The sequence below is a fragment of the Cellulophaga lytica DSM 7489 genome (assembly GCF_000190595.1).
GTDB lineage: Bacteria > Bacteroidota > Bacteroidia > Flavobacteriales > Flavobacteriaceae > Cellulophaga > Cellulophaga lytica.
Genome location: NC_015167.1, coordinates 3,310,386 through 3,330,388, shown reverse-complemented (window position 1 = coordinate 3,330,388; position 20,003 = coordinate 3,310,386). Strand labels below are relative to the sequence as shown.

General features: G+C 30.3%; 21 protein-coding genes and 1 pseudogene. 8 read left to right on the top strand and 14 right to left on the bottom strand.

Annotated elements, in window-relative coordinates:
- Nucleotides 1-56: 56 nt before the first annotated feature.
- The 8 genes and pseudogenes from CELLY_RS14625 to CELLY_RS17245 form a co-directional block, all read right to left on the bottom strand.
- Nucleotides 57-449: a VOC family protein gene (locus CELLY_RS14625; protein WP_013622469.1), complete on the bottom strand. Its 393-nt coding sequence runs from the start codon at nucleotides 447-449 to the stop codon at nucleotides 57-59.
- A gap of 170 nt (nucleotides 450-619) precedes the next feature.
- Nucleotides 620-1,516 (bottom strand): restriction endonuclease, encoded by an 897-nt coding sequence (locus CELLY_RS14620; RefSeq protein WP_013622468.1) that lies wholly within the window; start codon nucleotides 1,514-1,516, stop codon nucleotides 620-622.
- A 76-nt stretch (nucleotides 1,517-1,592) separates the two neighbouring features.
- Nucleotides 1,593-2,144 (bottom strand): hypothetical protein, encoded by a 552-nt coding sequence (locus CELLY_RS14615; protein ID WP_013622467.1) that lies wholly within the window; start codon nucleotides 2,142-2,144, stop codon nucleotides 1,593-1,595.
- A 166-nt stretch (nucleotides 2,145-2,310) separates the two neighbouring features.
- On the bottom strand, nucleotides 2,311-3,132 hold the full coding sequence (locus CELLY_RS14610) for a sterol desaturase family protein (RefSeq protein ID WP_013622466.1): 822 nt from the start codon (nucleotides 3,130-3,132) through the stop codon (nucleotides 2,311-2,313).
- A gap of 200 nt (nucleotides 3,133-3,332) precedes the next feature.
- Nucleotides 3,333-4,364 carry a UvrD-helicase domain-containing protein gene (locus CELLY_RS14605; RefSeq protein ID WP_013622465.1) on the bottom strand — a complete coding sequence of 344 codons (1,032 nt, stop codon included), beginning with the start codon at nucleotides 4,362-4,364 and terminating at the stop codon, nucleotides 3,333-3,335.
- The gene (locus CELLY_RS14600; protein WP_042257121.1) at nucleotides 4,349-5,908 is read right to left on the bottom strand and encodes an ATP-dependent nuclease; all 1,560 of its coding nucleotides are present in this window, start codon (nucleotides 5,906-5,908) and stop codon (nucleotides 4,349-4,351) included. Before CELLY_RS14600 ends, CELLY_RS14605 begins: the two co-directional genes overlap by 16 nt.
- Before the next feature lie 258 nt (nucleotides 5,909-6,166).
- Nucleotides 6,167-6,601, bottom strand: a complete 435-nt coding sequence (gene lexA / locus CELLY_RS17250) for a transcriptional repressor LexA (protein ID WP_280505959.1) — start codon at nucleotides 6,599-6,601, stop codon at nucleotides 6,167-6,169.
- Nucleotides 6,596-6,772, bottom strand: a pseudogene (locus CELLY_RS17245) (helix-turn-helix transcriptional regulator); the annotation flags it as partial. The gene lexA and the pseudogene CELLY_RS17245, both read right to left, overlap by 6 nt.
- A 135-nt stretch (nucleotides 6,773-6,907) precedes the next feature.
- On the opposite strand from CELLY_RS17245, the gene CELLY_RS14585 reads away from it, so the two are divergent.
- Both CELLY_RS14585 and CELLY_RS14580 read left to right on the top strand, forming a co-directional pair.
- Nucleotides 6,908-8,170, top strand: a complete 1,263-nt coding sequence (locus CELLY_RS14585; protein ID WP_034643945.1) for a putative DNA modification/repair radical SAM protein — start codon at nucleotides 6,908-6,910, stop codon at nucleotides 8,168-8,170.
- A gap of 9 nt (nucleotides 8,171-8,179) precedes the next feature.
- Nucleotides 8,180-8,947 (top strand): TIGR03915 family putative DNA repair protein, encoded by a 768-nt coding sequence (locus CELLY_RS14580; protein ID WP_013622461.1) that lies wholly within the window; start codon nucleotides 8,180-8,182, stop codon nucleotides 8,945-8,947.
- A gap of 115 nt (nucleotides 8,948-9,062) precedes the next feature.
- On the opposite strand, the gene CELLY_RS14575 is transcribed toward CELLY_RS14580, so the two are convergent.
- From CELLY_RS14575 to CELLY_RS14560, 4 genes are all read right to left on the bottom strand, one after another.
- Nucleotides 9,063-9,662: a DUF6642 family protein gene (locus CELLY_RS14575; protein ID WP_013622460.1), complete on the bottom strand. Its 600-nt coding sequence runs from the start codon at nucleotides 9,660-9,662 to the stop codon at nucleotides 9,063-9,065.
- A gap of 57 nt (nucleotides 9,663-9,719) precedes the next feature.
- Nucleotides 9,720-10,241 carry a DUF421 domain-containing protein gene (locus CELLY_RS14570; protein ID WP_013622459.1) on the bottom strand — a complete coding sequence of 174 codons (522 nt, stop codon included), beginning with the start codon at nucleotides 10,239-10,241 and terminating at the stop codon, nucleotides 9,720-9,722.
- Nucleotides 10,242-10,404: 163 nt separating this feature from the next.
- A complete protein-coding gene (locus tag CELLY_RS14565) occupies nucleotides 10,405-10,875 on the bottom strand; it encodes a nucleoside deaminase (protein WP_013622458.1) in 471 nt (156 codons plus the stop codon).
- 133 nt (nucleotides 10,876-11,008) lie between these two features.
- Nucleotides 11,009-11,200 (bottom strand): cold-shock protein, encoded by a 192-nt coding sequence (locus tag CELLY_RS14560; protein ID WP_013622457.1) that lies wholly within the window; start codon nucleotides 11,198-11,200, stop codon nucleotides 11,009-11,011.
- Nucleotides 11,201-11,520: 320 nt separating this feature from the next.
- Here CELLY_RS14560 and CELLY_RS14555 point away from each other — a divergent pair, with 320 nt between their 5' ends.
- Together CELLY_RS14555 and CELLY_RS14550 are read left to right on the top strand one after the other, a co-directional pair.
- On the top strand, nucleotides 11,521-12,090 hold the full coding sequence (locus CELLY_RS14555) for a Crp/Fnr family transcriptional regulator (protein WP_013622456.1): 570 nt from the start codon (nucleotides 11,521-11,523) through the stop codon (nucleotides 12,088-12,090).
- An 81-nt stretch (nucleotides 12,091-12,171) separates the two neighbouring features.
- The gene (locus CELLY_RS14550; RefSeq protein WP_013622455.1) at nucleotides 12,172-12,915 is read left to right on the top strand and encodes an acyl-CoA desaturase; all 744 of its coding nucleotides are present in this window, start codon (nucleotides 12,172-12,174) and stop codon (nucleotides 12,913-12,915) included.
- Between the two features lie 80 nt (nucleotides 12,916-12,995).
- Here CELLY_RS14550 and CELLY_RS14545 read toward each other — a convergent pair whose 3' ends face one another.
- Nucleotides 12,996-13,586, bottom strand: a complete 591-nt coding sequence (locus CELLY_RS14545; RefSeq protein ID WP_013622454.1) for a DUF6515 family protein — start codon at nucleotides 13,584-13,586, stop codon at nucleotides 12,996-12,998.
- 189 nt (nucleotides 13,587-13,775) lie between these two features.
- Nucleotides 13,776-14,546 carry a hypothetical protein gene (locus CELLY_RS17150; protein WP_013622453.1) on the bottom strand — a complete coding sequence of 257 codons (771 nt, stop codon included), beginning with the start codon at nucleotides 14,544-14,546 and terminating at the stop codon, nucleotides 13,776-13,778.
- A gap of 358 nt (nucleotides 14,547-14,904) precedes the next feature.
- Here CELLY_RS17150 and CELLY_RS14535 point away from each other — a divergent pair, with 358 nt between their 5' ends.
- From CELLY_RS14535 to CELLY_RS14520, 4 genes are read left to right on the top strand one after another with little or no spacing between them, the layout of a single operon-like run.
- Nucleotides 14,905-15,585: a TetR/AcrR family transcriptional regulator gene (locus tag CELLY_RS14535; RefSeq protein ID WP_013622452.1), complete on the top strand. Its 681-nt coding sequence runs from the start codon at nucleotides 14,905-14,907 to the stop codon at nucleotides 15,583-15,585.
- Nucleotides 15,575-17,242 carry a peptidase domain-containing ABC transporter gene (locus CELLY_RS14530; RefSeq protein WP_013622451.1) on the top strand — a complete coding sequence of 556 codons (1,668 nt, stop codon included), beginning with the start codon at nucleotides 15,575-15,577 and terminating at the stop codon, nucleotides 17,240-17,242. Before CELLY_RS14535 ends, CELLY_RS14530 begins: the two co-directional genes overlap by 11 nt.
- Nucleotides 17,243-17,245: 3 nt before the next feature.
- Nucleotides 17,246-18,592 (top strand): HlyD family secretion protein, encoded by a 1,347-nt coding sequence (locus CELLY_RS14525; protein WP_013622450.1) that lies wholly within the window; start codon nucleotides 17,246-17,248, stop codon nucleotides 18,590-18,592.
- A 4-nt stretch (nucleotides 18,593-18,596) separates the two neighbouring features.
- Nucleotides 18,597-19,985, top strand: coding sequence for a TolC family protein (locus CELLY_RS14520; protein ID WP_013622449.1), 1,389 nt, complete (start codon nucleotides 18,597-18,599; stop codon nucleotides 19,983-19,985).
- The last annotated feature ends 18 nt before the right edge of the window (nucleotides 19,986-20,003 follow it).

Here is a 20,003-nt window from a genome sequence, read left to right as displayed (position 1 = left end):
CCTAATTTAGCAAATAAAAATAGTCTTGTACAAGTGTTAGTTAACTCTTCTTCTGCTTAGTTCACTTTAATTCCGTCTGCAATTTGTTTTTCAAACGTTTCATTGTCCTTAAAGGCACATAAATTTCCGTCTGGGTCAAAAAATTTCGCAATTGTTCCCCAAGTGTGTTCTTGGTAGTCTACTTCAATATTTTTTTCAATCAGTTTGTTTGCAAGAATTTTAACGTTTGAAACGTTCATTCGTAAACAAGTCTTAATTCGTTCAGATTCAGTTTGTGTTCCGTTATATTCATCATCTAGCTCTACCATCAAATAAGAGTTACCAAATTCAAAACACGTTAAATTTTCAGTTTCAAACATTTTGTTTAATTCAAGTATGTTTTCATAAAAGTCTACACATTTTTTATACTCAATAGTGTACAATATTATTCCTGTTCGTTTAAAGTCCATAGTGTATTATTAGGTTGCACACAGCAATTTTGTTTAAGATTAGCTGCGTGTTTAAGCTCCTAATTTAGCAAATAAATCACAGATAGAAAGTATGATAGTCCTAACGCTTAGGGATTCATATTTAGGCTAAAACTAGTAATTAATCTTGTACGTTGTTGAGCTTGATTGCTCTATTCTCCTTCAAAGAAATCATAATCAATTTCTTTAACTTCATATGTTGTTTTTACTTGTATTCCAACATTATACTGATGCATTAAGTCTACCAATTTTGGCCCGTCAACCAGAATAATTGAATGATGTGCCTCTCTTGCTTTTTTTATTGCAGAAGCGTCAAATGTTGATGTAGTTATAAAAACTCCTTTAGAAGTGTCTCCACTCATAGCTCCAATAAAGTTTCTTATATCCTTTTCTCTTACTTTGTTTTCATTATATCTTTTTGCTTGAGTATAAATTTTTTCAAGTCCAAGTTTGTCCTCATTTATTATTCCGTCTATTCCACCATCTCCTGATTTTGAAGTTTCAATAAAATCTCCATAACCCATTTTTTTAAGTAATATCAAAATTACTTTTTCAAAGAAATATGGGTCAAGTTCTTTAAGTTTATCTAAAAGTTCAGTTTTAACCTCTGTTTCAATTGTTTCAAAGCCAGTATCTATTAAATCTTGTGGTGATGAACTATCAACATCAACAGTTTCTAATTCTGTTTTATCGTCTTTTTTACTTTTAACAGACGTGCGATGTTGAACAAAATCAGGATCATTTTTTAAATCTGACAAAAGAAGTTGACCATTTGTTAATGTTTGTTTTCCTTTGTCCGTGATTTTAACCATTCCTCTTCTAGGGTAGGATACAAATTTACCCATTTTCAGATAAGATTTTCCCCAAAGTATTCTGTCAATTAAAACATTTGCTCCTGAACTTGTCTTTTTGTCCAAAAGTTCTTTTGGAAGTTCTGAATAGTAATTATCTCTAACTTTTCTTGCTAATTCTCGACTACTAGTTGATTCAATAGAATTCAATGTTTCCAAAATTGGTATAAAAGTTTCGTGATATTTAGGTAATTCCATTTATTATTCTGGTGTTTTTTAATATTTTTCAAACGGACTTGGGTATGGCAGTAGCGTGTAAGTTAGGCAATTTTATTCATAGTTTTCCTTCCACTTTTATAATTCTCTTTCCTGTGAATTCCTTCAATTCAGCAATAAATGAGTCTTTGAAAATGGGCCAATTCCAGAAAACAAACCCTAGATTGCTTAATGCCCAAGTCGGTTCAAATATATATTCACTAATAGAATTAGATTGTTTACATTTTATACATTCCAAATCTGCTGATTTTGGATCTTCAAGCCATTCCCCAAATAATTCTCCCCAATTACATTCTAGATTATTTACTCCGCAAATAGGACAATTAATTGCGTTAAATTCACCACCATCTGCATAAAAAATATTTCTTTTTTTAATTACATCAAGTCCATTTGTCCATAGTTCTAAAAACTGTTTTTCATCAGGGTATTTAACAACTTTTTGCCAGTTTCTGCCAGGACAATATCCTTTATCAGTCCCTAAAACATTATCGGACATTTTTGTACTTATAATTTCTTCAGCTACCAGGTATTCAATAATCTGAGTCGCTACATTTTGCAATTCTTCATTAGAAACATCTTTAATCACTATGTCTTGATGCCAATCTCCCATTTTCTTTAATTACTGCTAACGTTGATGTATATAGTTTGTTACGTGGTTTAAGTACTAAAGTTATCAAATAAAAACCGAATAGAAAGTACGATAGTCCTAACGCTTCGGGATTTGTAAGTAGGCTAGAACTAGCAATTACTTATAGACATTGTTAGATACTGGTTTTTTATTCAGATTTCTTATCAGTTTTAATTCTTTTAATATTTATAAAAGGACTTTTAATTAAATAGAGGAATGATTGTTTTTCGTCCGTATCAAATTCTGCCAATCCATATTTCATATCTTCTACTGGCATCATCTTAAAAGTCCCAAATAACCTGTCCCAAATTATAAATATATCGGCATAGTTTGAATCTGTGTATATCTGTTCTTGTTGATGGTGAACTCTATGATGGTCTGGCATTACAAATAATAATCCTAAAGACGAATTCAGCCATTTTGGGTAATTTAGATTTGCGTGTTCGAAAAAGAAAAAAACATAAAGGATAAAATAATACAGAGCCATAGAAAAGACATCTGTACCAAATAGCGCAGCAGTAATTATATTTCCAACTCCAAATACAAGAATTAATTCAATAGGATGAAAACGAAAAACCGTTGAAGAATCCATTGTTGTATCACTGTGATGTACTCTATGAAATCTCCATAGTAAAGGAATTTTGTGGGTTCCTCTATGAATCCAATACGCTGTTATGTCATATAAGGCAACAGAAACACAAAGTTTAACCCAAACAGGTAATTCAATCAGATATAGAAGTCCAATATTGTTTCCATTTAACCATTCAATTGAAAACACCTGAAATGTTACAAAAAAGATATTTAAAAACACAAGAATAATTTGGAACAGTACATTTTGAAACAGATGGTTAATTCTTTTTTTGAAGCTAAATGGCGATTGCATTATTTGCTCCAATGAAAAGAAAAAGGCAATTAATCCAATCACAATATAATTTGGGTCTATTCCCAATAATTTGTTTATTAAATCCATAGTTTAAATATATTAGATTAATTGTCTTGTTATGTTTTTTCAACTTGCACCTAACTTGTTTGTATATAGTTTATTGAGTGGTTTAAGCACCTAATTTAGCAAATAAATCACAGATAGAAAGTCCGCTAGTCCTAACGCTTAGGGATTCATATGTAGGCTAAAACCAGCCATTAATTATATATGGTGTTGTAGCCAGTGCTTTAGTTTTTATAATGTTTGATTTTTTCTTCAGCAATCAGATATAAATTATTGTTAGCTCTCGAACAAGCAACATATAATTTGTTTTTAGATACAGGTTTTAATTCCGATAATTTCCCTTGCCTATAGTGAGTTAAAGTTGTTTTGTTTAAAACAACACATACGTCATTATAATGATTCTCTCCTTTAGAATCTCCCCAATTTCTTGAATAACAATCGTATTTATAATTTTCTCGATAAAATAATTTAATAATATTATTATCATTAAATAAAGTTTCGATTTCCTCTATGTCATCTAGATAAATAACATTACTATCGATTTCTTTATGTGATTGAATATCTATTCCAATTTGGTCTGTAATGAATTGACAAACACTCTTAGTGCATCTGTAGCTTTTATTTAAATATTCAGTATCAGGAATAATTTTTGCCTTTTCAAATATTTTTTGATACTTCTCATAATCGCTATGTAAATTAGCGTTGGTGTTGCCATCTCTACTTGTATCAAAAGTATGCTGATAAAAATCTCCTACAAGTATAATTTCTGTTTCAGATTGACATATATTTTTTAATAAGTTAAAATCGTGACCAGCAAAGTCCTGAATTTCATCGATTAATATGTGGTCATAATATTTCGATAGACGTTTATTTATATCGCCTAATACATTTGCTTGTTCAAGTAGTTTTGCTATTCTGTTATGGTATAATAGCTTTCCCTTGGTCATATACCTAGATATATTACTTAAAGGAAGTTTATTGGTGAAAACTGGTGTAAAGTCCCAAAAAATTCCTTTGGTTTTTAATTTATATCCTAAAAAGGGTCTGAAGCAAAATGAATAAAGAAAATTATAATAAGAGAATAGATTGATGTTTTCGGGTAAATAGCCAAACTTTGTAACAATCGCTTCTTTTAAGTTTCGTGTATTATTAATTGTGTAAGTAATCAATAAAAACCTTTCTTCAAGATTTAATTTATCAACGATTAAAGTCGTTTTTCCCGAACCTGCAACTGCTAATATTAAGCTTTTATCCATTCAATTGCTCTTTTAATATAATCTGGAACGACTAAAACGTCAGCTTTTTTATCCAATAACTCAAAGGCAACATCAGCTTTGTTTTTTAGCATATATTCTTGAACTGTTAGTGTTTTTCGACCAGCAAAAAATAATTCGCTGCAAATAACTTCGTTATTCTTAAAAAAAGAAATTTCAAAGGTTGAAATAGCGTTATCAGTATCATAAAATACTTCTATGTTATCTTCTGTATAATCTGAATATCTATCAACACAGTTTAACTGAAAGTTGCCATCATTATCACGAATTACGGCTGTTTTAATATTCAGAAGCTTAGCTACGTCTAGGTATCTTTTGAAACTAGTACCTCCAACAGAAATTATATGAATTTCTGAATCTTCAAGTTTTTTATTTGTAACTTTTTTATAAAATGCTTCTAATAAAATGAATTCGGCATCTCCTTCTACTAGAATTACATTTTTAGATAAAATATATTCTAAAATATTATTATCTGGTGCTTTCATAAAGAACTTAGCAGTATCCTCTGGAATTGCAATTAATGGAATTGGTTGCGAACTATTACTATTAAGCATTACTGCTTTTCGTAAATCTAAACGAGTACTTATTAGATTACTATGAGTAGCAACAAACAGTTGTTTGTTTTCTGATTCGTTAATCCTTTGGATTAACTTTTTCATATTTATATGACTTAAATGATTTTCTGGTTCTTCGAGAAGGATTATATCTAGTTCATTTTCATTTTTTTGCAATGCAAAGTCAGTTTTTATAAAGCATTGTCTTCCTTTACCTTTATTTTCTATTTCGATGTTACCTTCTTTGATTGTTAAATCAGATTCAAGGTTTGCTTTAGAGTTTGTTCTGACAGAGAATGAATAATCAGTTATACGCTCATTCAATTCATTTAGTACAGTGGTACGAAAATTTTCTTTATGTTTTCTATATTCATTTTGATGCTTGTTCTTTTCAGCATCTTTTATACTATTATGATAAAGTGTTTTAATATATGATTTTGTTGCGTATTCATTATTTATTTGCGTGTTGTCAAGCAATAAATGTTGCATAAATCTTCGATAGCCAGTATAGCTTTCTCCAGAAAATGTTTTAAAGTTTATTGAGTAGTATTCAAATGGAAAATTATCGTCATCCTGTTCTAAAATTTCTTTAATTTCCTTGCTTAAATCTTCTCTTGGTTCACACATTAACAAAATTCCGTGAGATGGAATATTCTCAGAGTTATACTTGCCATCCAAATCCTTGTTTCCTTGGTCATTTAGGTAGAGTTCAATGTATAATATTGGTAAGTTTTCATATTTTTTTTCCGATGCTAGAAAGTCATCAATTACATCAGTGTTGAAAAGGTGATCAATTCCAAAATTTTCTACTTTACTGCGACTTCCACTTAGTACGATATCAATTGCAGAAAGAATTGTACTTTTTCCAGCTTCATTGTCTCCAATTAGAAGGTTTAGAGATTTGTCAAATCCAAGAGTGAATTCTTTAAAACGTCCGAAATTCTTTATTTTGATTTTTTCTATAATTTTCATTTCGTAGTTTTCGTTTTTCGCATTAGGCAAAACTACATATAAACACACATAGTGTAGTTTACTTTACTTTTGGTTGTTTAATTCTCCTACAATGTAAAACTATTTTTTTAAGTGTAATTACAGATATGTATACTTGGGTACTATTTATTTATAAATGGTATAAAATTAATTATGGGTAACATCTTTTATCCTAAATACAAAATGCTACTTCCCTCCTGCTTTGTACAAAAGAAAATACTAAAAAACTTATGTATTTAACTACACCTTAATAACATCTGCTACAACACCTTGTACTTTAAAGTCTGTAGTTAAAATAATTGGTTGGTGTTTTGGGTTTGTAGAGTGCGGTTTTAAAACAAGGTTGCTACCGTTGTTTATAAACTCTTTAACCGTAGCTTCATTATCTAACAAGGCAAGTACTAAATCTCCGGTTTCTGCAGTATGTTGGCGTTTAATAAGTAGTAAATCGCCACTGTTTATTCCTTTTTTGTTCATAGAGTCTCCTGTGGCTCTTAACAAAAAATAATCTGAAGGTTTTTTTACTAGCTTGGTAGAAACTTCAATTTTAGCTTCAATATGTTCTTCTGCAAAAATTGGCAATCCGCAAGCTACAGAGCCTACTAAAGGTATACTAACGGTGTCTGTTTTAACTGTATTATTGGTGTTAAAAACTGCTTGGTTGCCATCTAACAAATCTCTGGCTTCTACTTGTAAAATATGGGCAATTTCATACAACAATTCTAAACTGGGTTGCCTCCTATTCTGTACATAAGAATTTACCATATTGTAACTTTTACCTAGCTTTTCTGCTAACCAAGTTTGCTTTATACCCTTGTCTTCTAATACGTACTTAATACGGTTCATAACTGCATTATTTTCAGTGTCAAATATAGTACATTACATACTTATATATCATAATATGAGATATAAATTAATTACAAAATGTGTTTTTTATTTGTTTACATTGTATCTTTACAGTCTAAACTTAAATTTTTAGGTATGTCTTTTCAACGTGTACAAGAAAAATTAAACATCCTTGCAGATGCTGCAAAGTATGATGTATCATGCTCCTCTAGCGGTAGCAACAGAACCAACACTAATAAGGGATTAGGTAATGCATCTGCTTCTGGTATTTGCCATACGTATACAGAAGACGGCCGTTGTGTATCGCTCTTAAAAATACTACTTACCAACTATTGTATATTTGATTGTGCCTACTGTGTTACGCGTAAAAGTAATGACATTAAACGTGCTGCTTTTAAAGTACAAGAGGTGGTAGATTTAACTATAAATTTTTACAGACGTAATTATATTGAAGGACTTTTTTTAAGCTCTGGTATTTTTAAAAGTGCCGACTATACTATGGAGCGTTTGGTTGCTGTGGCTAAAAAATTGCGTTTAGAAGAAAATTTTAATGGATACATACATTTAAAATCTATTCCGGGTGCTAGTGATGAGCTAATGCGTGAGGCTGGTTTGTATGCAGACAGACTTAGTGTAAATATTGAAATTCCGACTAAAAAAGGGTTAAAACTTTTGGCTCCAGATAAAAATAGAGAAGATTTTATTAAACCTATGATTAAGGTGAAAAATGAAATTATACAGTACAAAAACGAGAAAAAACTTATTAAAAGTACTCCAAAATATGCTCCTGGTGGGCAAAGTACACAAATGATTGTTGGTGCCAGTGGTGAAAATGATATGCAAATTATGTACACCTCTAATTATTTTTACAAAAATTTTAATTTAAAACGTGTGTACTACTCTGGTTATGTGCCTATTAGTTATGATACACGCTTACCGCAAATTGGCACTCCTGTACCTATGTTACGCGAAAACAGACTGTACCAAACAGACTGGTTGTTACGTTTTTATGGTTTTAATATTGAAGAAATTCTAAACGAGCAACACCAGCATTTAGATTTAGATATTGACCCTAAACTGGGTTGGGCATTGCGTAATATGCACGAGTTTCCTGTAGATGTAAACAAGGCAGATAAGCATATGCTTGCAAGAATACCTGGTTTAGGAATGAAATCTGTATACAAAATACTAAAAGCTAGGCGGTACAGGCAACTTAATTGGGAGCATTTAAAAGCTATTGGGGTGTCTTTAAACCGTGCGCAATACTTTTTGGTGTGTGCATCTAACAAATTTGAAAGCAGAGATTTAACAGCCGAGAAAATTAAAGGCCTTATTTTACAAAATTCTAAAAGTAAGTATACAGATATGCTTAGCAACCAATTAAACCTTTTTGGATAGATTTTTAAAATGGAAACTACGCTAATTTATGACGCTACTTTTGATGGATTTTTAACTGCCGTTTTTACTGCTTTTGAGCTAAAATTAAAGACCGTTAAAATTGTTACAGAACAGCGTTTTCAGCAGCCTTTATTTGGAAGTTTTGATACGGTGTATACAGACCAAGAAAAAAGTAACCGTGTTTGGGCTGGCTTAAAAAAGAAGATGTCTACAGATGAATTACGCAGGTTTTACTATGCCTTTTTAAGTGAAAAACCTACTGTAGAAGATACTTTATTTAATGCAATAGTGTATGTTTTTGCTGCTAAAAAAAATGTAGGGTCTGACTTTACAAACGCTCATATTTTAGAGATAGCCAAACTTACTAAAAACGTAGGACGAGAAAAACACAGAATGGAAGCTTTTGTACGTTTTAAACTAACTAAAGATGGTATTTACTTTGCTAATATAGAACCAGATTTTAATGTACTGCCACTTATAAAAAGACATTTTGAAAAACGTTATGCAGACCAAAAATGGCTTATTTACGATTTAAAACGGAAGTATGGCTTGTATTATAACTTAGATAAAGTAGATATTATTACGCTAGAATTAGGTGCAGACTTTGACCCTACCAAAACATCTTCAGAAATTTTTGCTGCTGTAGAGTTAGAGTTTCAGCAATTATGGAACGATTACTTTAAGAGCACAAACATTGCTTCTAGAAAAAATATGAAACTACATATACAACATGTTCCTAAACGCTATTGGAAATATTTAAGTGAAAAACACATTTAATACACATAAGTAGTGGTTATTGTATTATTAAAAAGTATTACTAATTATCACTATATAAAATAGAAAAATAATAATTGCTATAGTAAATAAACAGTTTAATATGCTGTAATTGTATTTAGTAATACATTCTAAAATCTAATAGTTTACACATTTTATAATGTCTTTGGTGTAGTTCTTCTACAACATCAAACATATTATCATCTTCTTTAAATAAATTAAAAAATGCTTTATCTAAATCTGCACTAGATATACCATTGTAGGCATTACCGTAACCAGATACACCTTTAGCACCTGTAATATCTATAAAATACTGTGCTTCTTCTTCGTCTAAATCTAAAATTTTGGCATTAGAAAAATGTAGAATCTTATTTTGCAATCTTCCTTCAAAAATTTCTGCAATTTCTTGTAAACTATAGTAATAATCATTTAAACAAATACTATTAGCCTCGCCTGTAATAACAAGGTAAATTACCTCGTAATTTTTAAAGTTATGATCATCTAAAAGCAATGTATTTAAACTAGCTTCTAAACCTTCTATAGTATCGCATGTTTTGTAAATACTGGCTACACCATATTGCTTGGTTAATTCTGCTAACTTTTTTTGTGCAGTGGTAACCGTATCAATTTCTATATCTTCTACAGCCTCTAAGCAGTAAATAAAATAGTCTGTATCTGTTAATTGCTCTGAGGGCAATTGTTGCCTTTTTTCTAACAAATTATAGTTTTTATAATACCTAATTAGTACAAAAGTAATGCATATCTTTTAGTCTGTTTACTTTTTAACACCCGTTAAAATATCTTTAGACAGCTCAACATCTTTACTTTTATGTAGTACAGATATATCTCCGGTGCTTTCTAATATTACGGCTAAAACTTCGCTTTTATCTTTTACATTAGCTTCTCTAAGCTTAGCATAGACATCTTTAGCATCTACATTTGTTTTTCTTAAATTGTTAAGTATAAATTCCCCATTATCCATTAATAACATTGGTTTATTGGTAAACAAATTATTAAACCATTCAAAATTGCGTTTGCAATATGAAAAAACAGATTGAAATAATATAATACCACCTAAAGCTATTGCACCTTTAGTAATAGATTGGCTAGAATTTAAAACTATAGACGCTAATATAGAGCCTATTGCAATGGTAGATGCAAAGTCAAAACTAGACATTTTGGCAAAAGTACGTAAGCCAGATATTCTAGTAATTACAATAACTATTGTAAAAATTGCTAAAATACTTAGTATAACTTTTCCTATAATTTCACCTGAGGCAAACAACCAATTTTCCATATCTATTTTTTTAAAGTCAAAATTATAGGTATTGGAATTGTGGTATTATCGTAATTAAAATTTTTGTTAACGCTATACATTTATTCTCCAATCAATAAAAAAGCACTACTTAAACCAGTATTTAACTCGTTTAAGTAGTGCTTTAAAACCAAGTAACTTATAATTAGTACTCTGTTTTATCTTCTTTTTTAGTCCATTCTTGAAAAGGCTTTATTGCAATTTCAGGAGACAATTGCTCAAAAGGTATACTTCTTTCATTGTAAGGTAGCGGAATTTCTTTATAAATAAACTCGTCATCAAAACCAATATTAGCAGCGTCTGCTTGGCTACTACCATAGTATACTTTTTCTGGTCTTGCCCAGTAAATAGCTCCTAAACACATAGGGCAAGGCTCACAAGAGGTGTAAATTATACAACCATCTAACTGAAAAGAGTTTAGGTTTTTACACGCATCTCTAATTGCTGTAACCTCTGCATGTGCAGTTGGGTCGTTAGTAGATGTTACTTTATTATTTCCTTTGCCTATAATTTTACCGTCTTTTACTATAACGCAACCAAATGGCCCGCCTTCATTGTTTTGCATTCCTTTTAAAGCTGCATTTACAGCTTCTTGCATAAACTTGTCATCACTCATTTTATTTCTATTTTTTAGCAAAATACAAATCATTTTAAAATAAGCTCACATTTATTGCAATTACTCGTTTTTGGGCATAAAAAAAAGTCCATCAAACTAATGATGGACTTTTGTAAAAACTTGAAATATATATTTAGATAACTTTTACGTTTACTGCATTTAATCCTTTGTTTCCTTCTTGTAAGTCATATTCAACTACGTCACCTTCACGGATTTCATCAACTAATCCTGAAATGTGTACAAAATGATCTTTCTCTACTCCTTCTTCAGTTATAAATCCGAATCCTTTTGTGTCGTTGAAAAACTTTACTGTTCCTTTACTCATAATAATATTGTATTAATAATTTGATAATTTGATATCAATAGTGCAAAGATAGTGCCAATAAAAATAGAAAGGCTCTTTTTTGTAACTTATTATTAATAAATAATTTATAAAAAATATTTAAAGTACTAATTAAAATGATTTTTAGCTGAATTGTATCTGCAAATAATACAATTAAAATTAAGGTAAGTTTTAGTGTAAAAACATATAGTCTACACGTTTATGCAAGACGAATATGAATACGTTATATATTAATTAATTTGATGCTTTAAAAAACAGTAATACGTATCTTTACCAACTTAAAACACTAGTAATATTAAGGTTTGGAGCAGATAAAGGCATATTTAGATCAGATTGCAACAATTTCTAATGAAGATTGGGCGTTTTTTACCTCTAAATTACAACGTAGAGAAATTCCTAAAAAGGATATATTTTTAAAAGTAAACGAGATAGAAAATCATATTTCTTTTATAGAAACTGGTGTTGTGCGTTTGTTTATACCAAAAGACAACCCAGAAAAAGAAATTACGTTTGGGTTTAGTTTTAACAACCAATTTATTAGTGCATATGATTCCTTTTTAACTCAGCAGCCCTCTGCATACCAATTACAAGCGTTAACAAAAACAACACTTTTAAGCATAACTTATAACGATTTGCAAGAGGTTTACGCTAAAACACAAATTGGTAATTTTATAGGTAGGCTAACTGCAGAGCGTTTATTTTTAATAAAATCTAAACGAGAGCAAAACTTACTTAACCTAACCGCAGAAGAACGTTACTTAAAATTGTTTAAAGAAAGACCAGAACTTTTAAAGGTAATTCCGCTTAAGTACATAAGTTCTTACATTGGTATTACAGCACAGGCTCTAAGCCGTATAAGAAAGCGCCTATAAGCCTACATATAGCGGCTTTTTATTGACTTAGGTTCATTGTTTTGCGAAAAACTCCCGTTTACCTTTGCAAAAAAAAGTTATATGGCTATAGTCATTTTTGTTTTGGTATTATGGTATGGAGGTCTGTTTTTTCAGTCGTTCTTTTTACACCGTTATGCCGCACACCAAGTATTTACAATGTCTAAAACTACAGAGCGTATTACCTTTGTACTTACCTGGATTTTTCAAGGGTCTAGTTACTTAAGCGCATATGGTTATGGTGTTATGCACCGTATGCACCACGCGTATACAGACACAGAAAAAGACCCGCACTCCCCTGCTTATGACGACAATTTGTTTTCTATGATGTGGCGCACAAAAACGGTTTACCAAGACATTAATAAAGAGCGTATTGCAGTAGACAAACGGTTTACTAAAAACGTACCACAATGGAAATCTTTTGATGCATTTGCAAGCTCTAGATTCTCTAGATTACTTTGGATTACATTATACATTTTATTTTTTGTTTACTTTACTACAGCCGCTTGGCAATGGGCTTTGTTGCCAATTACATTTTTAATGGCACCAATACATGGCGTTATTATAAACTGGTTTGGACATATTTATGGCTATGTAAATTTTAAAATGAAAAACACGAGTAAAAACCTTTTTAGATTCGATTTTTTAATGATGGGAGAAGGTTACCATAACAACCACCATAAGTATGCAAGTAGAGCTAATTTTGGTGTAAAATGGTACGAGGTAGATGTTACTTACGTTATTATTAAAATACTTAATGCCTTTGGTATTATAAGGCTTAAACCTGTTGCCGTTGCGCAAAAATAAAACATAAAAAGAGGATAACTAGATGCTAGTTACCCTCTTTTTATAGCAATAAACTGCTGTAAATGCAGTAGTTACTTACGTTAATCCATATCTATAATACCAACTACTTCATAAGCTCTAGTACCATTTACCTGTACTTTTTCATATAGTACATTGGCATACTCATAATAGGTTTGTCCGTCTAAATTAACTTTCTCATAATCACTTGGTAGCTCATATACAACAGTACCTACCTCAGGTTCTACAACCTCATATTCATTATTTACCTGAACATAAAAAATACCTTGTGCAGTGTAATAATTATGGTTTTTAAAACGTACTCTTTTATAGTTTGGTGGTAATACATGTATTCTAAACCCTACTTTTGGAGCAATTACAATATACCTACCTCTAGACTGTGTATAAAACTTATTATTAGCATAGTAATAATTAGTACCTCTGTGTTTTATAACGGTTCTGTTAGGAATTGTTCTTACAGATACAACTTTCTTTTTAGGAGTTTTATAAGTAACTTTTGTACTTGGTACTCTTTTGCTTACTGTTGTTCTTGTGGTTGTAGTTTTTACTACCGTTTTCTCATTTGCTGTACGTTTTCTTTGTGCAGTAGCCTGAGCTGTTATTGCAACTAAAAGTGTTACAGGTATGATGTATTTTTTTATTAATGTTTTCATAACTAATACATTTTAAGATTATACTTTCTTTACATATAAGACACTGGTTTTTGTTAAAAGTTTAAACAAGCATCTAAAAAAACTTAGCTTTTATAGTTAATTACTTCTTAAATTAAAAAACCGATTACAACAACGTAACCGGCTTAAAGAAAACAAACTAAAAAATTATTTATGGTTAGTGTTTCTTCTTTATTTTTTCTTTTTTGGATATAGTTTAAACCAAAAATCTATTTTCTCTACTTGTGAATCTGTGTTTGCTTGTGGTGGTCTTCCTCCGCCACTTCCTCTTCCTGCACCACCAGATCTGCCACCACCAGAACGTCCGCCTTGGCCACCACCACCTTGTCTGCCACCCATACTAATATTAGGCTTTTGTTGACTGTTTTTTTGTTCTTGTTTGGTAGATACAATTCCAATAGACAGCTTAGAGAGATTGCCAGTTTCTGTGGATATTTTAGATGCTGGTATTTTTAAATGATATTCTAAAACAGGACCTTCTTCTTCATTTTCAGAATAGCTGTAATTCATTACAATACCCAAATTATTCATATCTAAATTAAAATCTTCAGAAGAATCAAAATAGGAGTAATTTGCTTTTTTAGGCAAGTTTTCTATCATTTTTGCAATATCTGGTCCTTTTTGCTCGCTATTCTCTCTATTTTCTCTACGCTCACCTCTTTCTGGTCTAGCTCCTTTTTCTGGACGTTCTGCTTTTAACGGATACTGTATACTTACATTTTTCTTTTTCTTCCCTTTTATATCAAAATAAATGGTGTAACCTCGGTGCAACATAGATTGCATAGTCTCTTTAAACTCCGTGCGCAATGTTAAATAAACATTTTGCCCATCAAAAATGGCTTTATATTCTACATTATCTTCACTACCTGTAAACGTTTCTTTATTCTGAGCTATAAGTGCGGTGCAGATTAAAAAAAGTACTGTTGTTAATTTTAGTTTCATAGTCCTGTTCTATATTAATTTCTATTTTTATTTCAAATCTATGTATAGTAACTATGTAAAAAAGTAACTTTCTGTAAACACCCTTAGGTTTTCTGTGAAACCTTAACTTTTAGGTGTTTTAAGTATATGTAAGGTGTTGTATTGCTAGTATAATTTGTATTAAAAACTGATACAAACCTTTAATTTTTTGTTTTAAAATAAACATTAATAACATTTAACACATATTTAATTAACTTGCCAAAGACCTTATTTTATTAGTGTTTTAGTTAATTTTAACCTATTAAATATTAATACGTTAATAGAACGCGTTTCTTTTTTAATAGTATTACTATTATATTTGCATATAATAGTTTTAGTTATGAAAAAATTACTATCAAATATTAAAATAGAAATACCTGAAGGAATCTATTTAAAAGACCCGGAATCATCTACACTAGGGAAAAAAATTATTGAACACAGTATTACGCTTTTAGAAGAAATTGGTTTTGAAGATTTTACATTTAAAAAACTAGGTAAAAATATTGGTTCTAATGAAAGTTCTATATATAGATATTTTGAGAGTAAACATAAACTATTGATGTATTTAACTGCTTGGTACTGGGGTTGGATAGAGTACCAATTGGTTATAGAAACGTACAGCATTAGCAATACTAAAGAAAAATTAAAAAAAGCAATAGAGGTGGTTACCAAAACTACTGAGCAAGATAATAAGTATAGTCATATTAACGAAGAGTTGTTATATACCATTATTATTAATGAAAACTCTAAAGCATATTACACCAAAGGTGTAGACCAAGATAATAAAGAAGGTTTTTTTATGCCTTATAAACGTACTGTACAACGTATAGCAGAAATAATAGCAGCTTATAACCCTAATTACAACTACGCTTTAAGTTTTGCTAGTAGTTTGGTAGAAGGTGCGTTACACCAGCATTTTTTAAAGCTACATTTTAAGTCTATTACCAACTGTAATAGCAAAATTACACCAACAGATTTTTATACAGACTTAACTTTTAAAACACTAACAAATGCCAAATAAAACTTTAACACCTTGGAAACGATTTTTAGGGCTATTGCAGTTAGAGCGTAAAGATATATTACAAATTGGTTATTATGCTGTTTTTGAAGGTATAGTAGCCCTTAGTTTACCTATTGGTATACAAACCATTATAAATTTACTACAAGGCGCCCAAGTATCTGCTTCTTGGGTAGTTTTAATTGTTTTAGTTACTATAGGAGTTGCCTTTTCTGGTGTTTTAAAACTAATGCAAATAAGAATTATAGAAACCATACAACAACGAATTTTTACACGTGCCTCGTTTGAGTTAAGCTATCGTTTTCCTAAAATAAAAATGGTAGAATTAAGAAATTTGCATTTTCCTGAATTGGCAAATAGGTTTTTTGATACCCTAACAATACAAAAAGGATTATCTAAAATTTTAATAGATGTTCCCTCTGCCCTTTTACAAATAATTTTTGCTTTAATTTTACTTTCCTTTTATCATCCGTTCTTTATTCTATTTGGAATATTGTTGGTTCTTTTAGCGTATGTTGTTTTTAAATACACTTCTCAAAAAGGTTTAGACACTAGTTTAAATGAATCTAAAAATAAGTACAGAGTTGCCCACTGGTTACAAGAAATTTCTAGATCTGTAATTAGTTTTAAACTATCCGGAAAAACATCATTAGCTCTAGAAAAAACAGATTACCTAGTAGATAACTATTTAAAATCTAGAGAAAGTCACTTTTCTATTTTAAAGGTGCAATTTTTACAAATGATAGGGTTCAAAGTTATAGTTACAGCTGGCTTACTATCTATTGGAGGTTTTTTAGTACTAGACCAACGTATGAATATTGGTCAGTTTGTTGCTGCTGAAATTATAATTTTACTTGTTATTAATTCTGTTGAAAAATTGATATTAGGCTTAGAGTCTTTTTACGATGTTTTAACTTCTATTGAAAAACTTGGTCAAATTGTAGACAAACCTTTGGAACCACAAACAGGTGAAATTATTAATGAAAAGGATGATTTTACCTTAGAATTAAATAACATATCATATACCGTAGGGGAAAGAAATAAAACAATTTTAAAAGACATATCTTTTACTGTTAATCCTAAAGATAGAGTTTTAGTTACTGGTGAAAGTGGATCTGGAAAGTCTACTTTATTACAATTAATGGCTGGTCTTGTGTTACCTACAAGTGGCTATTTGCACGTGAACGATTTGGCTATTAGCGGTTTACTTATAAACAACTACAGAGCAAACTTAGGAATGTCTTTATTTGAAGAAACTACTTTTGAAGGTAGTATTAGGGAAAATGTAACCTTTGGAAACGAAGAAATTAGTGATGAAGCTATATACACAACCTTTCAGCACTTAGGACTAATAGATTTTTTAAAGCAACAAACTCTAGGTTTAAATACAATATTAATTCCAGAAGGCAAACAAATTGCCTATACAACAACTAAAAAATTGGTTTTAGCTAGAGCTATAGTTAAACAACCCAAGGTACTAATTTTAGAAAATCCATTAGATTTATTTGAAGAACAAGAAGCAAACCAAATTATAGATTATTTATCGCTAAAAACGCACCCTTGGAGTTTAATAATTGTTAGTAATAATAAAAGTTGGGAAAAGAAATGTAATAAGAAAATAACATTAAAAAATGGTGTTATAATCTCTTCTAAATCATAAGCTATGCTAAATATATCTGAAAATCAAGTAGCTAAAAATATAGACTTATCTAACTATAGGTCTGGAAAAGAAATATTTAATAAAGAGTATCACAAAGGTTTTAAAAATTTTCTTAAATTTTTTAGTATCTTTTTGTTGCTAATTTTGTTTTTACCGTGGACACAAAATATCACAAGTCAAGGTAATGTTACTACGCTTAAGCCTAACCAAAGACCACAAACACTGCAATCTCAGATTCCAGGTCGTGTAGAACAATGGTATGTACAAGAAGGTAATTTTGTGAAAAAGGGAGATACTATTTTACGTATATCTGAAGTTAAAAGTGATTATTTTGATGAAAACCTTGCACAAAGAACTAATGACCAGTTAACTGCTAAGGCTTCTTCTGTTGTAGCTTACAAAAACAAAACTGATGCTTTAAAAAACCAAATTAAAGCCCTAGAGCAAGAACGTGTTTTAAAACTAGAGCAAGCTAAAAACAAAGTAGCGCAAACGGCTTTAAAAGTAACTAGTGACAGTATAGATTTAGAAGCTATTAAAATTAAGGCAGATATTGCAAATACTCAATACCAGCGTGCAATTGCTTTACAGGCAGAAGGTATAAAAGCTGTAAAGGATGTAGAAGAAAAGCAATCTAAATTGCAAGAAGTTAATGCTAAGCTAACCTCACAACAAAACAAGTTACTAAGTACTAAGCAAGACTTGGTAAATAGTAAACTTGCTATTGCTACATTAAGGGCCACTTATGCAGATAAAATAGCAAAAGCACAAAGTAGTTTATATACTGCAGAATCTAGTGGTTTAGACACTGAAGCACAAGTATCTAAACTAGAAACCAGTTTAGCTAATTACAAAAAAAGAAGTAGTTTGTTATACATTACAGCTCCGCAAGCTGGTTATATTAATAAAACAATTAAGGCTGGTTTAGGAGAAACTTTTAAAGAAGGAGAGCCTTTGGTGCATATTATGCCTGCTAATTATGATTTGGCTGTAGAAATGTATGTTAGCCCAATAGATTTGCCTTTAATACATATTGGTGAAGATGTACGTGTACAGTTTGATGGTTGGCCAGCAATTGTATTTAGTGGTTGGCCAAACGTATCATACGGTACCTACGGAGCAAAAATAGTAGCAATAGAAAACTTTATAAGTACAAATGGAAAATATAGAGTGTTATTAAAGCCAAATGCAGAAGATGCTCCTTGGCCAGAGGCTATACGTGTTGGTTCTGGTGCCAAAACAATTGCACTATTAGAAAATGTCCCTATTTGGTTTGAAATTTGGAGACAAATAAACAGTTTCCCTCCAAATTATTACACTCCTAAAACATCAACTTCTGATAAAAAATAAACGAATGAATAAATATATAATTCTATTTTTTTCTATACTGTGCTTTACGTCACAAGCCCAAGAAACAGATAGCATATTAAGCTTAGAAGAATACTTAGGTTATGTAAAAAAATACCATCCTATAGTAAAACAAGCACGTTTAATAACTACAGAGAGTGAAGCAAAACTATTAAAATCTAGAGGTGCTTTTGATCCTAAATTAGAAGTAGATTTTAGCAATAAAGAATTTAAAGGAACTACATATTATGATAAATTAAATGCTGCTTTTAAAATTCCTACATGGTATGGCGTAGAACTAAAAGCAAACTATGAAAATAACGAAGGTACCTATTTAAACCCCGAATATAATACGCCAGAAGACGGTTTATACAGTGCTGGAGTTTCTGTTTCTTTAGCTAAAGGGTTGCTTACTAATAAAAGAATGGCAACATTAAAACAAGCTAAATTATACACCCAACAAGCTGCTGCCAAGCAAAAATTAGTTGTAAACGACTTTTTGTTTGATGCCACAGAGGCTTATTTTAATTGGTTAAAAAACTACAAGGCTAAACTTGTATATTCTGCATATTTAAAAAATGCAGAAGTTAGATTGTTAAATGTAAAAAAGAGCTTTTTTGCGGGTGATAAACCTGCGGTAGATACGCTAGAAGCTAGTATTAATTATAAAAATAGATTGCTAGACATTGAAAAAGCAAGAATAGGATACATAAAATCTAAATTAGAAGTATCTAACTTTTTGTGGCTACAGAATAATTTACCATTAGAAATTACAGATGCTATTACTCCAGATACAACAACAATTAATAGCATAAATACTGTTTTAAATAGCTCATTACTTAATACTACTGAAGAATTGGTAGAAAATCACCCTAAATTAAAAGAGTTACAGATTAAGAAAAACATTTTAACGATAGATAAAAGGTACAAAACCAATAATTTGTTGCCTAAAATAGATTTGCAATACAATTTTTTAAGTTCAGATTATAAAAATTTAGATAGTTTTAATACATCAAACTATAAAACAGGATTAGCAGTTAGTTTTCCTTTATTTTTAAGAAAAGAAAGAGCAGATTTAAAATTAACCAAGGTAAAATTAAAAGATATAGATTTTGATATTATGGCAACTAAGGTTAACCTTAGTAACAAAATAGAAAGTGGTTTACAACAAATAGAATCTTACAACAACCAACATACTATTATTAAAGACTTGGTTAAAGATTATAAAAAACTAGTGTATACAGAAGAACGAAAGTTTAACTTAGGTGAAGGCTCCCTATTTTTAGTAAATTACAGAGAAGTAAAATTAATAGAGACTCAGCTTAAAGAAATAGATACAGAGTACAACTTATTTTTAAGTAAATCTAAACTACTAAGTGTTATTAATATGCTTTAACAACACTTAATAGTAGTA

Excerpts from the sequence above, each read along its gene's own strand:
- CELLY_RS14625 (WP_013622469.1), bottom strand. The coding sequence starts at position 449 with ATGGACTTTAAACGAACAGGAATAATATTGTACACTATTGAGTATAAA.
- CELLY_RS14620 (WP_013622468.1), bottom strand. The coding sequence starts at position 1,516 with ATGGAATTACCTAAATATCACGAAACTTTTATACCAATTTTGGAAACA.
- CELLY_RS14615 (WP_013622467.1), bottom strand. The coding sequence starts at position 2,144 with ATGGGAGATTGGCATCAAGACATAGTGATTAAAGATGTTTCTAATGAA.
- CELLY_RS14610 (WP_013622466.1), bottom strand. The coding sequence starts at position 3,132 with ATGGATTTAATAAACAAATTATTGGGAATAGACCCAAATTATATTGTG.
- CELLY_RS14605 (WP_013622465.1), bottom strand. The coding sequence starts at position 4,364 with ATGGATAAAAGCTTAATATTAGCAGTTGCAGGTTCGGGAAAAACGACT.
- CELLY_RS14600 (WP_042257121.1), bottom strand. The coding sequence starts at position 5,908 with ATGAAAATTATAGAAAAAATCAAAATAAAGAATTTCGGACGTTTTAAA.
- CELLY_RS14585 (WP_034643945.1), top strand. The coding sequence starts at position 6,908 with ATGTCTTTTCAACGTGTACAAGAAAAATTAAACATCCTTGCAGATGCT.
- CELLY_RS14580 (WP_013622461.1), top strand. The coding sequence starts at position 8,180 with ATGGAAACTACGCTAATTTATGACGCTACTTTTGATGGATTTTTAACT.
- CELLY_RS14570 (WP_013622459.1), bottom strand. The coding sequence starts at position 10,241 with ATGGAAAATTGGTTGTTTGCCTCAGGTGAAATTATAGGAAAAGTTATA.
- CELLY_RS14565 (WP_013622458.1), bottom strand. The coding sequence starts at position 10,875 with ATGAGTGATGACAAGTTTATGCAAGAAGCTGTAAATGCAGCTTTAAAA.
- CELLY_RS14560 (WP_013622457.1), bottom strand. The coding sequence starts at position 11,200 with ATGAGTAAAGGAACAGTAAAGTTTTTCAACGACACAAAAGGATTCGGA.
- CELLY_RS14550 (WP_013622455.1), top strand. The coding sequence starts at position 12,172 with ATGGCTATAGTCATTTTTGTTTTGGTATTATGGTATGGAGGTCTGTTT.
- CELLY_RS14545 (WP_013622454.1), bottom strand. The coding sequence starts at position 13,586 with ATGAAAACATTAATAAAAAAATACATCATACCTGTAACACTTTTAGTT.
- CELLY_RS17150 (WP_013622453.1), bottom strand. The coding sequence starts at position 14,546 with ATGAAACTAAAATTAACAACAGTACTTTTTTTAATCTGCACCGCACTT.
- CELLY_RS14535 (WP_013622452.1), top strand. The coding sequence starts at position 14,905 with ATGAAAAAATTACTATCAAATATTAAAATAGAAATACCTGAAGGAATC.
- CELLY_RS14530 (WP_013622451.1), top strand. The coding sequence starts at position 15,575 with ATGCCAAATAAAACTTTAACACCTTGGAAACGATTTTTAGGGCTATTG.
- CELLY_RS14525 (WP_013622450.1), top strand. The coding sequence starts at position 17,246 with ATGCTAAATATATCTGAAAATCAAGTAGCTAAAAATATAGACTTATCT.
- CELLY_RS14520 (WP_013622449.1), top strand. The coding sequence starts at position 18,597 with ATGAATAAATATATAATTCTATTTTTTTCTATACTGTGCTTTACGTCA.